Raw genomic sequence first — 16,103 nt, forward strand, 5'->3', positions numbered from 1 at the left:
TTTTAAACAAATAAATTATTTTTGCATCCCCAAATAGGTTCTAAAATAGCCACATTCTTTGATTAATTCTTGATAATATTTGGTATCGGAATAATCCTGTTTTAATCTTTTAAAACCGTCCCATTTCTTTACCATAACTTGGTCGTAATTATATCCCCAATAAGTACTTTGAGAAAAATATTCATTGAAATAAAATTCATTGCGTTCAACTTTTGCTAACATATATGAAATCTTTGCACGTTGCTCGTTATCTGATGCTGCTTGAAAAGCAATCTCATAATATTTTTTAGCTTGAGATAAATCAAATAATTTATACTGATTTTCTTTTGAAATATAATTACTTCCAGTTTCGCCAAAAATCGAATTATAATAAAACGAACGAGCATTTCCGTAATATGAAGTATTGTAATATGCATTTGCAAGTAACAAGGCATTGTTATAAACATCATTGCCGACTTCGATATTTGTTTTTAATTCTTTCATTTTTCGAAGCATATCTAAACTCGAATACTTTACAGATTGCTTCGCCTGATGGTCACAATCGTTGCAATCTTTGATTTTTCCATTAAACGGATTTCCGTAAAGTTCGCGTTTGTTGTAGTCAACGAAATCATAAGAATATGAATCCGTTTCGTAATTATACTGTCTTAACTTAATTGGATAGATTTTTTCAAACATCGCTATCGATTCTTCTAATTTACCAGCGTAATATAAATTTATGGCTCTACATTCGTAAATATCACTGATGTTATATGGATACAAGCCAACAAATAGTTCTTCCCAAGCAGTTTTGTTTTTCTTCAAAAAGAACTCTTCCATTGCCTGACCGTTATTTTCACTATCGTAAAAAACTTTGTTGGAATTTAATAACTCAGCCATGACTTGGTTTCCTTGATTTTTATAAACCGAAGACAAATATTTTTTTACCCAATTGGTTGCATAATTAAAACGGAACGGATTATCGTATTTGATATTTTCAGGAACTTCATATAATAACCAATTTAAATCTTCAATTAAAGTTGCTTCTTCTTTCATTGAGATTGTCTTTACTTGCGAAACTTTATTAATTAATTGCATCAATCGGATTTGATTTTTTGCTAATTCATCTCCCGCTTTTATATAAATTTTAGCTTGATCGAATTGTTTTTCAGCAACTTTAAAATTTCCTTGAAAAATATTCAGATAACCGGTTGCAAAAAACCAAAGTTCTGGATTTTGAAGTAAATCAGGTTTTGAAGCGACTTCACTAATCCATTTGAATTGTTTTTGGTTGATTGCTTTTGCAACTTCTTTGTGATAATTTCCTGGATTAGAAATTGCTTTTTCTTGATAAACATTAATACTACTTTCTTGAATGTTCACCCAACGTGTCAATAAGAAATTGATATGCTCGCTCTTAGAGTCAATTTTATAAATCTCTTGCATTGCTTTAAATTCATCGGCATAATAACCATAAATAGCCCACATTGCTGCTTTAACTTCTTTACTCGGAACAGACTCAACTTGCTTTAAAAAAGCAGCTTCATCAACGGGTCTGAAATTGTACAAAGCTTCTTGACGTAACTGAGGAACTTCATCAAAAATCTCTGCAAATAAAACATTCGATTTATCGTAATCTTTTTTCTGATAATAAGCTCCAGCAACATAACCTAAAGCTCGATAATATAAAAGATTTTTAGATTGATTCTTTTTAGTTGCTTCAAAAAAAGAAACTGCATCATTTACATTATTAGAATAAAACTTAGCTTTCATTAATTGAAACCAAATTCTATTTTTATAAAATTCATCTTTATTTCCAAGGTTGTTAAAATAATCTTCGATGGTTGCAATTACTTTAGCATCTACTTTTTCTTGATTTCTATTTTCATAATTCCAATAATAATATTGAGAAGTAGAATACTTTTCTACCTTTTTAGCAATTTGTAGAAACTCTAAAAAATTCTTAGCTTCTTTATTTTTTAAATTCAACCCGTATTTTGCTCCAGAAATCGATTGTTTATTAATTAATTTTGGAATGTATTGCGCTGCCGTATCATTTAACAAATAATAAGCAACCGCTTCTTTAGGTTCAGATTTTCCGATATAATTAGACCAATCAGCTACAATATCATCACTAAATTTTGAAGTATAATCTTGTAATGGATTATAATCATAAAAAAAGTTATATGAATCGTAAAACATGGGTTTATAAGATTTATCTACAAACGTTTCGGGTGCAAACATCGAATTAAAATCGTTGCCCCACCAGCCGTCTGCACAACCATAAGAATAAACTCCGTAACTAAAAACGGAAGTTAAACTAATAGCGATTAACGATTTTCTTAAAAAATTCATTTTCATAGTAATTGGTATTGGTTTTATCGAAATCATAAAAAATTATTTCGTTTGGATTTTCTTTCATATTTTCACTCAAATCCGTAATCATTTCCTCAACTTGCTTGGCTGTTGTACTTTCGATTTTTACAATGTCGCCTTTTTTGAAATAACTACCAAAATAAGAATTTGATTCTTGAACTAAATAACGGTTTTTATCTATTTTTTTGAAATTTGGAATCGTATCTAATTGTTCAATTCTAATTCTGCTAATCAGATTAATCGGTTTTCTATCTCGCGTGTGAACCAACCATGAATAAACGGGTAAAGCAATATTTAATTTGAGTGGATAATCTCTTAAACTTTTGATATAATTCTTAGCAACTTCTCTGTCGTAAATTGAATTTAAAGAATCAGCAGCAATTTTTCCCATATTGTAATACATCAAAACACCTTCATCAACATTCGGAACACCAGTTTTTTCGAAATATTTTACTTGATGTAAACGAATGGTTGCGCTCAGTTTCAAATTTGTCTGTTTTTTAATTTCATCGACCAATGCAAAAAACTGTTCTTTACTATTTAAACTCCAATCGCAATCTAATTGAATTTCGTTCATTGAAATTTGATTTTTCTCGTTGATTTGATTGATGTATTTGACAATGTTCGCCGCCAGTTCTTTTACATCTAAATTAGGAATGAGAACCACTTCGTTCTTAATATAAACCACCGGAATAACTTGTAAATTTTTAGGAATTGAATCAAAAGTAATTGCCGAAATCGGAACGGGAATTCCACCTTTTAGACCAACATCAAAATAACGAACATACATTTTATTGATTTGATTTTGCGCTAAGAAATCACGTTCTGAAGCATCCATTTTAAAATTTGTTTTCCAATAATAAAAGGACATATCAATATCGTCGTCTTTCTTAGTACAACTTATACAAACGATTAAAACAAAAAGCCAATATATTTTTTTCATAGATTAAATTTACGATTAATCTCTATTCCTAACTAAAACCATTTTGAAAAAAAAGGGTTTATACTCGAAATCAATAATTTTGAATTTTTCGACTAATTTTCGATTCTGATAAAATATAAGAAATGATTCATTTTTAATTTTTTTGATTTTATATTGATAGATGTTCTTTTCTTCTAAAACTTTAGCTGCAATCATACCATGAGTACCATCTACATAATGCATTGAACTAATCCCTAAAGTTTTCTTAGATAAAAAACTCCATGTTATAAATGCTTTAAAATCATTAAAAAATGAAGTATTATTACTTAAAACCAAAGTATCTTTTGAATGATAATCTTCATTTTTATGACCATAATATAAAATACTCCCAAACTCATCTTGACTTTTGATAAAAGAAATGAATTCAGTTTTAAAATCAGATTTGGTTTGAGCATGATTTAAAGAAGAAATCAATAAAACAAAAAGCCAATATATTTTTTTCATAGATTAAATTTACAAAAATAAACGCATAAAAAAACCGCTTCAGAAAAATCTGAAACGGTTTTTAAAATTTATTGCAAAATATGAATTACTTCACGATTGTCATTTCTTCAATTAAGTTTGTTGCTCCTGCGTATTTATCGATAACGAATAAAACGTAACGGATATCAACATTAATTGTACGTTGTAATTTAGGATCGAAAATTACGTCACCAGCCATAGCTTCAATGTTTCCGTCGAAAGCTAAACCGATTAACTCCCCTTTTCCGTTCAATACTGGAGAACCTGAGTTACCACCAGTAATATCGTGATCCGTTAAGAAATTCACGTGTAAAGAACCATCTTTATCAGCGTAAGGACCGTAATCTTTAGCATTGTATAAATCAATTAAACGTTGAGGATTTTCGAATTCTTCGTCACCTGCTTTGTGTTTAGCGATTGTTCCATCTAAAGTTGTGTACCAGTTTTCTGTAGCATCATTTACTTTATTTCCTCTTGGTAAGTCACGAACTGTACCATAAGTTAAACGTAAAGTTGAATTTGCATCTGGATAGTATTTTTTATCTGGATTTGCTTTTCTCAAACCATCAACTAATAAACGGTAAGACTTTTGGTAATCGTTTTGTAACGCTTTTACGTTATCTGGAACTGTGTTATATTGTCTTACTAAATCAGTAGATAATTTAAATAATTCATCATTATTTACTAAATCAGCATTTGGATTATTTAAGAAAGCTAATGCTTTTTCTTCTGAGGCAAAAATACTGTTAGCAAATGCATTATTAATATAAGAAGTAAAATCGTTATTTGATTTTGAACCAATCTCTTTTACATAAGGAGCAATTTCATATCCAGTAGATTTAGATGCATATAAACCTAATTGTTTAGCCATCATTTCTTGTTCTAATGGCATATACATCGTTGCATAAGCTTCTTTAATTGCTTCTTCTAAAGCTGGTTTCATTTGAGCTTTTGTAGCATCATCTGCTGTGATATATTGTAAGAAAGCATTTCCGAAACTATATGGTAAAGCTCCCATATCAGAAGCACGAATTAAAGCTAAAGATAAATAATTATCGTGACGCGATTTTTCGTTTGTAGCTGCGTAATATGCATTAATATCTTTAATTACATTTCCGTAAACTTCTTTATTTTCTTTTTTGTTCGCCCACTTATCAAAAGCTTTTTCTTCTTTTGTTTTCTTATCAACTGTTTTGTGCTCTTTTAAAGCATCAATCATACCTTGACGATTTTTCCAGTAGTTTGCAATACTAGCATATTTACTAGCATAGTTTAAACGTACTTCATCGTTTTGGTCCATATATTTTTTCATCACATCCATTCCTAACTTAGAACCTTCAACCCAAGCAGGATAAGCGAATGAAACATTTTGAGCGATTCCTTGAGCTGGCATCCAACGGTTTGTACGACCTGGATAACCTAAAATCATTGAGAAATCTCCTTCTTGAACTCCAGCCATAGAAACAGGTAAATGATGTTTCGGTTTCATTGGAATGTTATTTGGAGAATATGGTGCTGGATTTCCGTTAGCATCTGTGTAAACTCTAAATAATGAGAAATCTCCTGTATGACGTGGCCATTCCCAGTTGTCTGTATCTCCACCGTATTTACCAATTGCATTTGGAGGCGTTCCAACTAAACGAACATCTTCGAAATCTTGGTAAACAAAGTAGTAATATTCATTTCCTTGAAAGAAAGAACGAACAGAAACTGTGTATTTTCCACCTTCGTTGTTTTCTTTTTCAATTTTAGCAATTTCTTCTTTAATTGCTTTTTCGCGTTCAGCTTCAGTCATTTTAGGATTTGTAACACCTAAAATACGTTTTGAAACATCATCCATACGAACGAAGAAACGAACAGAAATTTCTTTTGGAGCACGCTCTTCAGCTTTGTTTTTAGCCCAAAATCCGTTTGTTAAGATATCGTCTTGAGGTGTAGATAATTCAGCAATTTTATCATATCCACAGTGGTGATTAGTCAAAACTAAACCTTGGTTAGAAATAATTTCTGCAGTACATCCACCATCAAATTGTACAATTGCATCTTTTAATGAATTGTTGTTGATGCTGTAAATTTCTTCAGCTGTTAACTGAAGTCCCATTTTTTGCATATCGCGGTGATTTAAACGCTCAATGAACATTAAAAACCACATTCCTTCGTCAGCTTTTACTTTTAATGGTAATGCCATCAAAGCAACTGTTAAGAACAGAACTAATTTTTTCATATTATAATTAAATGATTTCAAATGCGAAGATAAATGATTTTATAAAAAAAACGAATTATATCTAAAGGAAACCGATTTTTTAACTTATTTTTTTATTTTTAGAACACATTAAATGGTGAAATTTTAAGATTCCTCAAAAATATTATTCATAATAAGTATATTCAAACAACATTTTTTCAGTTTCATTTCCACTTACATAAACGATAGATTCAACAAGTCCGAGAGAATTTAAAATAGCTGTAGTTTTTCCAGTTGAATTTGAATTTTTTGAAACAATTTCAATTTTTGAATCATTTATTTTAGTGACTTTATATTCGATTGATTGCATTATTTCACCATCCTGAAATGATGTATATTTATTGGTAAATGGAAATTTGCCAAGTTCTGAATGACAATTCATTGAACTTAGTTCGTTATTTATGTAATAATTTACACATCCTTTTTCGATTTTTTCTTCAACCATTGAGTTTTGCTCTTCATAACCTGCGTCGCCTTTCATTATCAAAATACGTTTACTTAATAATACACCATCTTTTAATGTATAAAATGAAGTTTCTTCTCCACCGCCTAAATCAGAAGTAAAAAAAAGTTGATTATCGTTATAGCTGATTTTATCAATTCTATCGTCATTAACTATTGTTTTTAGAATTCCATTTTCATAGATAAATTCGATAGAATAATAAACGTTTTTTCCGTCATCCCCAAAGTGATTTACTTTTGTTGGTTGTTCAAATTCATTTAAAAAAATTTGTTCGTATTTTATTTTTTTTCCTTTTGAATTTACTTCATAACCCGTAATCGTTTTTACTTTCGTTTGATTTTCATTTAAAACCAAATAACCGCTAATTGTAAGAACCTCGGAAACCGAATATTTTTTTAGAAAACGATTCATTACTTTTCTTGAATTTTCAGTGAAATTATCATTCTTAGAAAGTTGTGAAATTTCCTTTTTTTGTAATTCAGAATTTGTGATATAAGACGATTTCTTTTTTTGTCCTAATTGTTCTGAAACAAACTCAGTTGATAAACGAATACCTTCTTGAATTTTTAACTTATCATTCGGTTTTCCGTTCCAAAACGCAACGGCTCCATACGAACTATCCAAATCGCTTACATCGATAAATTGCCCATTCTCTAAACGAATATAACTTTGCTTGGTAATGTGATTTAGATTAAAATCTTTTGAATTGAAATTTTTTTGAAGTTCTTTCTTCTCGATATCATCATCAGCAATGCTATAACCATCATTCTGACTTTGGATTTGAATTAAAAAAACTTGAGGTTTTCCGGATTTGATTTGTAAGGTATCAATCGAAGAAGTATTATAAGAATCTTCTACAACATCGATAATTGTTACATCTTGAGCTTGACTCTTCATCGATATTAATAATAAAGAAATAAATAAAATTTTGATTTTCATATCCAATTTATAAGGTTGGTTTTCAATATTAAAGATATAAAAAAAGTCCCTTCAAACGAAGAGACTTAAATTTTATTTATTTAGCATCAACCAAAGTTTATCTTTTAATTCAGTTAAACCTTGTTGCGCAACCGATGAAATAAACATATACGGAATGTCACCAAAGTCTTTATCTAATTGAACGCTCATTTCAACTTTTAATTCATCATCTAACATATCAGATTTTGAAATGGCAATTAAGCGATCTTTATCTAACATTTCTGGATTGTAACGACGTAATTCGTCTAATAAAATATCGTATTCTTTTTTGATATCTTTTGCATCAGCCGGAACCAAGAACAATAATGTTGAATTACGTTCAATGTGACGTAAGAAATAATGTCCTAAACCTTTTCCTTCTGCTGCACCTTCGATAATTCCAGGAATATCAGCAATTACAAACGATTTAAATTCGCGATAAGCAACAATTCCTAAATTTGGTTTTAAGGTTGTAAACGGATAATCACCGATTTTAGGTTTTGCCGAAGTTAATACGGACAATAAAGTTGATTTTCCAGCATTCGGAAATCCTACCAAACCAACATCAGCAAGAACTTTTAATTCTAAAATAATATCTAACTCTTCACCAGCAATACCAGGTTGCGAATAACGTGGTGTTTGATTTGTTGAACTTCTAAAGTGCCAGTTTCCTAATCCACCTTTTCCTCCTTTAGCTAAAATTCTCTTTTCGCCATTTTCAGTAATTTCAAACAAAACTTCCCCAGTTTCTTTGTCTTTAACAACGGTACCTAATGGAACTTCAAGATATCTATCTACTCCGTCAGACCCTGTACTACGAGCACTTCCTCCATCACCTCCGTGACCAGCTTTGATATGACGGGCAAATTTCAAGTGATATAAAGTCCATAAACTTTCGTTACCTACTAAATAAACGTGTCCACCACGTCCACCATCACCTCCGTCAGGTCCACCTTTTTCGATAAACTTTTCACGATGTAAATGCGTTGAACCTTTACCACCTTTACCAGATGCTACATATATTTTTACGTAATCTACGAAATTTCCTTCTGTCATTTTATTCTTTTTTACTTGATAAAATCAAGTTATTCTTTTAATAAATTTATTCCAATTTTGCTGATTTTCACACCATTTGATTCTAGAACTTCAAATTCCATTTTATTCCAAATCAACTTTTCACCGGTTTTTGGAATGTAAGATAATTCTTTCATAACTAAACCACTAACAGTAGTTACATCATAATCTTGCATTAATTCGTCTAATTCAAAATATGCAAACAAATCGTGTAACGGATAAAAACCATCAACTATATATTTTCCATCTTCAATTTCTTGAAGTTGGTATTCTTCTTCATCAAATTCAGATGCATCGCCAACTAAGGCTTCCAAAATATCATTCAAAGTTATAATTCCTTGAATCACACCATATTCATCAGTAATTAATGCATAATGAACTTTGGTTGATTTAAACATTTCTAAGGCTTTATAAGCCGAAGTATGTTCAATAATAAAAATGGGTTCTTTAATTATGGTACGTAAATCTGTGTTTTGATTTTCGAACAGCAAAAATAAATCTTTTAAAGTTACAATCCCAATTACTTCATCCAAACCATCTTCACAAACTGGATAAAACGAATGAATTTCATTAATCACTTTATCTTTTAAGGTCTGTAAATCATCATCACATTCAAGAAAAACAACTGATTTTCTGTGTGTCATTAACGAATTCACTTTTCTATCTCCAACATTAAAAACACGTTCCACAATATCTTGTTCAATTTCTTGAACCTCTCCACCTTCAGTACTTTCTCTAATTATCGAACGAATTTCTTCCTCGGTAACTTTACCATCAGCAGTTGGGCGAATATTTAAAATTTTCAAAACTCCATCGGTTGAAAAAGTAAGCAACCAAACAAAAGGAGCTGCAATTTTAGAAATTAATGTCATCGGCAGTGCAACCGCTTTTGAAATTCCTTCTGGAAAATTTAAACCTAATCGTTTTGGAACTAATTCTCCTAAAATCAAAGTAAAAAAAGTAAGAACAAACAAAACCAAACCAACACTTAAAGAAGCTGCATAAGGAGCTAAAACAGGAAATTGTGATATAAAAACTTTTACATCTGTGGTAATATTATCTCCAGAATAGATACCTGTTAAGATTCCTATTAAGGTAATTCCAATTTGAACCGTTGAGAAAAAGTTATTTGGATTATTTGCTAAAGCTAAAGCCGCTTTTGCACTTGAACTTCCTTTTTTGGCAGCAATTTCTAAACGGTTTTTCCTGGCAGAAACCAAAGCCATTTCTGACATCGAAAAGATACCGTTTAATATAATTAAAAAGAAAATAATGAGTATTTCCAAAGTTATTTAATTTAGGTTATTTAAAATACAAAATCTTATCCTTGAAAACAAAGATAAGATTAAAGTAGATTTATTTATTTGTTATTATTATAATTTATCAATAACATTACTTAAACGCTCAGTGATTTCGGCAATTGTACCAATACCATCAACAGCATAATATTTATTTTGTTGTTTGTAATATTCAATTAACGGAGAAGTTTTTTCATTATATTCTTCGTAACGAGTTCTGATTTTAGCTTCGTCTTGGTCATCTGCTCTTCCAGAAGTTTTACCTCTTTCAAGAATACGAGCAACTAAAATATCATCATTTGCTTCTAATCCAACGGTAGCAGTAATTTCTAAATTAATTGACTTTAAGAAAGCATCTAATGCATCTGCTTGAGGAATTGTTCTTGGAAAGCCATCAAATAAAAAACCAGCTTTATCCATATTTTTCTCAACCTCTGCTTTTAACATATTGATAGTTATTTCATCTGGAACTAACTCACCTTTATTAATGAATTCTTGAGCTTTTTTTCCTAATTCCGTTTCATTTTTGATGTTGAAACGAAAAATATCACCAGTTGAAATATGAGTTAAATTGTATTTTTCTTTTAAAAATTCAGCCTGTGTGCCTTTTCCTGCACCAGGTTTCCCGAATAAAACAATAGCAATCATAGTATCTTATTATGTTTATTTGATTTGATAAATAGCTGGTAAATTTCTTCCTTGTTTGTCATAATCTAACCCGTAACCGACAATAAATTTATCTGGAATATTGAAACCAATATAATCCAATTTAATTTCTTTTTTGTAAGCTTCTGGCTTATGAAACAAAGTTGCAATTTTCAGCCCTTTGATTTTGTATCTATTAAAAAGTTGTACAAGAACTTCGATGGTATTCCCCGTATCTACAATATCTTCAACAATCACAACAGTTTTATTTGTTACATCAACATCTAAACCTATTAATTGTTTTACCTCATTTGTAGATTGAGTACCTTCATATGAAGCCATTTTCACGAATGAAATTTCACACGGATTTTTATAATATTTCATCAAATCTGAAAGTACCATAAATGAACCGTTCAAAACTCCGATAAAAACATGATTTTCACCTTCTAAATCGTGCATCATTTCTGACGCAACTATTTTCAAACGTGCTTGAATTTCTTCTTCCGAAATATACGGCACGAAAACTTTATCTAAAATTTGAATTTCCATAACTTCTAAAGTTCTTACGAATTGCAAATATATGAATTTGAGTTGAGTTTACTTTTGAATTGACTAATTTTATTATAAATTGTTTTTCTTTGTATAAATTTATTAGATTAAAAAAAATAGATGAATTCCTTAGAAATATTGTCAAATCTTAATGTGAATTTAAGTATTAATAGTCGGAAAATTGCTAAAAAAACCATTTTAGATTTAAATATTTCAGCTCAAGATGTCCTAAATTTCATTAAAATATCCGATGAAAGAAATCAAGTTTTATTCATCTGCGTTCTAGATTATATAATAGAAGAATTTCCTGATTATTTAAATGAAAGTCTTAACGATTTTATTTTGTTACAAGAAAACTTCAAAAACGAAACTTGCAAACGTTGTACAAGCCGAATCGTATTTCATATTTTAAAGCAAAACTCAGAAACATTTGATAAAAAACAAAAAAATCAACTTATTGTCATTCATTTTGATTGGTTGATTTCAAATTCGTTTGTTGCAACACGAGTAAATTGTTTAAGCGTTATATTTGAATTGAGAAATGAAGCCGAATGGATTAAAACGGAACTTATCGGAATTATAGAACAACAAATAATTTTACAAGAACCTTCCTTTGTTAGTAGAGCTAAAAAAATACTTGCTAAAATTCATAAAGAAGCGAATCGATAAGTTGTTGTAAAAATTTTATCTTTGTTGGCTAAACAACAACACAATTAAAAATTTAACGATGAGTTATTTTTCTTCAGATTTTAAATTAGGAATTTTAGGTGGTGGTCAACTTGGTAAAATGATGTTGACTGAAACCAGAAAATTCGATATACAAACATACGTAGTTGACCCGAGTTCTGAGGCGCCTTGCCAATTTGGAGCTACAGAATTCTTTCAAGGTTCATTAAATGATTACCAAACCGTTATCGATTTAGGAAACCAAGTTGACGTTTTAACTATCGAAATCGAAAACGTTAACCTTGAAGCTTTGGAAACTTTAGAAGCTGAAGGCAAAAAAGTTTATCCTTCACCAAAAACCTTACGTTTGATTTCAAATAAAGGAAATCAAAAAGATTTTTATACCCAACATAATATTCCGACTGCACCTTACGAACGTTTCCTAACATTAACAGCTTTAAAAGCTGAAGTTTCAAGCGGAAACATCGAAATTCCTTTTGTATGGAAAGCAACCGAAGGTGGATATGACGGAAATGGGGTGAAAGTAGTTCGTAAAATAGAAGATTTAGATACGCTTCCAGAAACAGAATGTATTGCCGAAACGATGATTCCGTTTAAAAACGAATTAGCAGTAATTGTTGCACGTTCGGCTTCGGGTGAAATTAAAACGTATCCAGTTGTTGAAATGGAATTTCATCCAGAAGCAAATCAAGTAGAATACGTAATTTGCCCAGCTCGTATTGACGAAAAAGTTGCAAATAACGCTCGCGAAATTGCTTTAAACGTTTCTGAAGCTTACAACCACGTTGGTTTATTAGCGGTTGAAATGTTTCAAACACAAGACGATGAAATTTTAATAAATGAAGTTGCTCCTCGCCCACACAATTCAGGACATTATTCGATTGAAGCAAGTTATACTTCGCAATTTGAACAACATATTCGCGCTATTTTAGATTTACCATTAGGAAACACCGATAGTAAAGTTGCCGGAATTATGGTAAATTTAGTTGGTGAAGAAGGTTTTTCAGGACAAGTAGTTTACGAAAACATCGAAAAGATTATGGCAATTGACGGCGTAACTCCACATATTTACGGAAAACGTGAAACACGTCCGTTCCGAAAAATGGGACACGTAACGATTGTAAACGAAAATATGACCGAAGCTCGTAAAGTTGCTCAACAAGTTAAAGAAACGATTCGAGTGATTTCGAAATAATTTTTTGTAAATTTGATAATTAGTTGCAAGCTTAAAAATTACGTATATAAATCAAAAATGGGGAAATTTAGAAAATCTATTTGGGTATTTTTAATCTTCATTTTTCCTATCGTAATGAAAGCTGAAGGTCAAGATGGAATCGAAAAAATATTTTCTTTTTTTGATGTATTAATACAAGTATCAAATGGATTTATATTTACTTTTTTTATCGGCTTTATAATAAAGCTTTTATTGAAGAAAATTTATGGAAATCAAAAATATCAGAATTTCATTTCTTTTAGCATAGCTTTATTGATAGTTATTTTATTACAGATTTGTTACCAAGAAAAATTCACTTATTTAATCTACAATAATTTATAATTAAAAAGCAATAAATATTCTATAATAAAATCTTGTACAAAACTTGACTGAAATCAAAATATTCAAATTATGAAAACTGCAGATTTAAAATTAGAAATTATTACTAAAATAGTCGAACTTAAAGAAGTTAGAATCATTGAAGAAATCAAACGTCTTTTAGATTTTGAATTATGTAAGAATGTTTACGATTTATCGTCTGAACAATTAAATGCAATTGAAGAATCTCGAAAAGAATATAAAATAGGAGATTGTTTTAATGACGATGAAGTAACTAATGATATTAATCAATGGTTAAGCGAAAAATAGTTTGGACAAAATCTGCAATTTCAAATTGAAAATAAATTCTTGAATACTGGTATCAAAGAACATCATCAAAAATCATAATTAACACAAACAAAGTAGCCTTATGAAAATTACGAATTTACATATTGAAAAATATAAACATCTAGAAAATTTAGAGTTTGACTTTACCTACCAATCTGGTGAAAAGAAAGGACAACCTCTTGAGAAAATTTGTTTTATTGGTCAAAGTGCTACTGGTAAAACGAATCTTCTTGAATTGATTTCAAATTGTTTGAAATACATTTTAGAGATTGAAATTATTGAAAATAAATATATTTCTTTTAATTCACAAAATATAACCAAAGTAAATTTCACGCTTGATATCGAGAATAAAAAATTATCTTACATAAATAATACAATTAACTATAGAAATCAAACCTTCACTAATAATTCGAATGGAGGTCTTGTTACTTCTTTGATTAATTTTAAAGATAAAAAAGAAGTTATTTATATTAAATCGAATATTATATCTGACCATAATATCAATTTTTATTCTTTGAGCCCTCTTGAAATATCAGATAATTTAACCAATGATGAAATCAAAGAAAAACAAAAAATATTAAATTACTACAAAACAACATCTCATATGACTTTTGATAACAAAGTTGAAGTTGAGGTTTGGCTCTATCTGTTATCAGAAATACTCAATTATAGAAAAAAATTCAATCAAAAAATGACTGAATTAATTTATAAAGGACTTTTAGCAGATACAAAAAAATTACAGAAAGAATTTGAAAATTGGCAAATCGAAAATCCTAATGAATTAAAATTATTAGCAGACAAATTAAATCCGCTATTAGAAAAACTACATTTAGAAGTAGATACTATAAATGCAGAATATTCAATTCCAATCAAAAGAAAAAATAGCGACGAGGTTATTGCAATTCAAAACACAAGTACAGGAACGAAAGGTTTACTACTATCTTTTTTGCCACTTTATAAATTAAAAGAGAGAGAATCCGTTGTTTTAATTGATGAACCAGAACGTTCTTTATATCCTGATATACAAATTGATTTAATGGATAACTATAGAAATATATCACCCAATTCACAATTTATTATTGCAACGCATTCTCCATTCATCGCAGCTGCTTTTGAACCAGACGAGCGTTTTATCCTTTATTTTGACGAAGAAGGAAACGTAAAAGTCCGTAGAGGAAGTGCTCCAATTGGAGATGACCCGAATGATATTTTAAGTAATGATTTTGGATTAGAATCTTTATTAAACAAAACAGGTCAAGAAATTTATGATGATTATTTAAATAAAAAGAATCAAGTTTTATTTGAAGAAGATTCTGAGAAGAAAAAAGCACTTCTAAAAGAGATTGAACAGATTGGAGATAAATACGATTTTTAATTATGAAGCGAATAGTTAAAAAATCTGATTCATTAGTCATTTCAGAAAATCTAAAATATCATTCAAAAGGAAACAACTCGAGATTAAGCGGAATTCTATTTAAAGAACAAAAAGGATTTTGTGCTTATACTGAAGAATATATAAGTTTTGAAGATGCTAAAGATATTGAACATTTCGATCCTAATTTAAAAAACACCAACGATGACAATTACAATAATTGGTATATAGTTAAACATTTAGCAAATCAAAGAAAAACTAACAATTGGCTTGAACCAATATTACAACCTTACCAAGAAGATTTCGAAAAAAGAATTATCTATAACGATGGAGCATATTTTTCTAAGCCAAATGATATTGAAGCAAAGAACTTAATTGACCTGTTAGATTTAAACAATTTTCAAAAAGTTCAGCTTAGAAAAAGATATATCAAGAGAAGAAAAGACGCTTTACTTAAAAGAAATATCGAACTTGACGACATCGAAAATATTAAACAATATTTTCAAGAAAAAATAGATGGAGAAATCGAAGAAAGCGTTAGATATCTACGAGCCATTCAGGAAGAGTTTAACATTGACATTTGGAATATGATTCCAGAACAAATATAAAATAAACAACACAACAATAAATGAAAGTAGCAGTAGTAATGGGAAGCATTTCGGATATGCCGGTAATGCAACAAGCCATCGACGTATTAAAAGAATTTGGAATTGAAACACTTGTTGATATTGTTTCGGCTCACAGAACTCCAGAAAAATTAGTAGATTTTTCGAACAACGCACACAAAAACGGAATCAACGTAATTATCGCTGGCGCTGGTGGTGCTGCACATTTACCAGGAATGGTAGCTTCTATGAGTCCACTTCCTGTAATTGGAGTTCCTGTAAAATCTTCAAATTCAATTGATGGTTGGGATTCTGTTTTATCGATTTTACAAATGCCAGGCGGCGTTCCGGTAGCAACCGTTGCTTTAAATGGAGCTAAAAATGCAGGTTTATTAGCGGTTCAAATTCTTGCTAGTCAGAATGCAGCATTATTAGAAAAAATGATTCAATATAAATTAGGTTTAAAAGAAGCTGTTTTAAAGGCAGCTGAAGGTTTAAACAACTAATTCAAAAACACAAAAAACCAACCCCGA

At 29.9% G+C, this 16,103-nt stretch carries 15 protein-coding genes; 6 read left to right on the forward strand and 9 right to left on the reverse strand.

What is annotated here, in order from left to right:
• Positions 1-15 precede the first annotated feature (15 nt).
• From EG240_RS07715 to hpt, 9 genes are all read right to left on the reverse strand, one after another.
• Positions 16-2,340 carry a hypothetical protein gene (locus tag EG240_RS07715; protein WP_158612004.1) on the reverse strand — a complete coding sequence of 775 codons (2,325 nt, stop codon included), beginning with the start codon at positions 2,338-2,340 and terminating at the stop codon, positions 16-18.
• Entirely contained in the window at positions 2,300-3,298 is a 999-nt protein-coding gene (locus EG240_RS07720) for a hypothetical protein (RefSeq protein ID WP_125018819.1), read from the reverse strand. Before EG240_RS07720 ends, EG240_RS07715 begins: the two co-directional genes overlap by 41 nt.
• Before the next feature lie 15 nt (positions 3,299-3,313).
• Positions 3,314-3,781, reverse strand: a complete 468-nt coding sequence (locus EG240_RS07725; RefSeq protein WP_125018820.1) for a hypothetical protein — start codon at positions 3,779-3,781, stop codon at positions 3,314-3,316.
• An 85-nt stretch (positions 3,782-3,866) separates the two neighbouring features.
• Positions 3,867-6,023 (reverse strand): S46 family peptidase, encoded by a 2,157-nt coding sequence (locus EG240_RS07730; protein WP_125018821.1) that lies wholly within the window; start codon positions 6,021-6,023, stop codon positions 3,867-3,869.
• A gap of 142 nt (positions 6,024-6,165) precedes the next feature.
• Positions 6,166-7,443, reverse strand: coding sequence for a hypothetical protein (locus EG240_RS07735; RefSeq protein ID WP_125018822.1), 1,278 nt, complete (start codon positions 7,441-7,443; stop codon positions 6,166-6,168).
• A gap of 72 nt (positions 7,444-7,515) precedes the next feature.
• Complete coding sequence (gene obgE / locus EG240_RS07740) at positions 7,516-8,517, reverse strand: GTPase ObgE (protein ID WP_125018823.1); 1,002 nt, start codon at positions 8,515-8,517, stop codon at positions 7,516-7,518.
• A 29-nt stretch (positions 8,518-8,546) separates the two neighbouring features.
• Entirely contained in the window at positions 8,547-9,821 is a 1,275-nt protein-coding gene (locus tag EG240_RS07745; protein ID WP_125018824.1) for a hemolysin family protein, read from the reverse strand.
• 87 nt (positions 9,822-9,908) lie between these two features.
• A complete protein-coding gene (locus EG240_RS16810; RefSeq protein ID WP_125018825.1) occupies positions 9,909-10,481 on the reverse strand; it encodes an adenylate kinase in 573 nt (190 codons plus the stop codon).
• A 15-nt stretch (positions 10,482-10,496) separates the two neighbouring features.
• The gene (gene hpt / locus EG240_RS16815; RefSeq protein WP_125018851.1) at positions 10,497-11,027 is read right to left on the reverse strand and encodes a hypoxanthine phosphoribosyltransferase; all 531 of its coding nucleotides are present in this window, start codon (positions 11,025-11,027) and stop codon (positions 10,497-10,499) included.
• A gap of 120 nt (positions 11,028-11,147) precedes the next feature.
• On the opposite strand from hpt, the gene EG240_RS07760 reads away from it, so the two are divergent.
• The 6 genes from EG240_RS07760 to purE all read left to right on the forward strand — a co-directional run bounded on the left by EG240_RS07760 (position 11,148) and on the right by purE (position 16,076).
• The gene (locus EG240_RS07760) at positions 11,148-11,696 is read left to right on the forward strand and encodes a hypothetical protein (protein WP_125018826.1); all 549 of its coding nucleotides are present in this window, start codon (positions 11,148-11,150) and stop codon (positions 11,694-11,696) included.
• A gap of 58 nt (positions 11,697-11,754) precedes the next feature.
• Positions 11,755-12,909 carry a 5-(carboxyamino)imidazole ribonucleotide synthase gene (locus tag EG240_RS07765; RefSeq protein ID WP_125018827.1) on the forward strand — a complete coding sequence of 385 codons (1,155 nt, stop codon included), beginning with the start codon at positions 11,755-11,757 and terminating at the stop codon, positions 12,907-12,909.
• 429 nt (positions 12,910-13,338) lie between these two features.
• Complete coding sequence (locus tag EG240_RS07770) at positions 13,339-13,575, forward strand: hypothetical protein (RefSeq protein WP_125018828.1); 237 nt, start codon at positions 13,339-13,341, stop codon at positions 13,573-13,575.
• 100 nt (positions 13,576-13,675) lie between these two features.
• Positions 13,676-14,968 (forward strand): AAA family ATPase, encoded by a 1,293-nt coding sequence (locus tag EG240_RS07775; protein ID WP_125018829.1) that lies wholly within the window; start codon positions 13,676-13,678, stop codon positions 14,966-14,968.
• Positions 14,969-14,970: 2 nt separating this feature from the next.
• On the forward strand, positions 14,971-15,573 hold the full coding sequence (locus EG240_RS07780) for an HNH endonuclease domain-containing protein (RefSeq protein ID WP_125018830.1): 603 nt from the start codon (positions 14,971-14,973) through the stop codon (positions 15,571-15,573).
• A 20-nt stretch (positions 15,574-15,593) separates the two neighbouring features.
• Entirely contained in the window at positions 15,594-16,076 is a 483-nt protein-coding gene (purE, locus tag EG240_RS07785; RefSeq protein ID WP_125018831.1) for a 5-(carboxyamino)imidazole ribonucleotide mutase, read from the forward strand.
• Positions 16,077-16,103 lie beyond the last annotated feature (27 nt).

Source organism: Paenimyroides tangerinum, assembly GCF_003865405.1.
GTDB classification, from domain to species: Bacteria; Bacteroidota; Bacteroidia; order Flavobacteriales; family Flavobacteriaceae; genus Flavobacterium; species Flavobacterium tangerinum.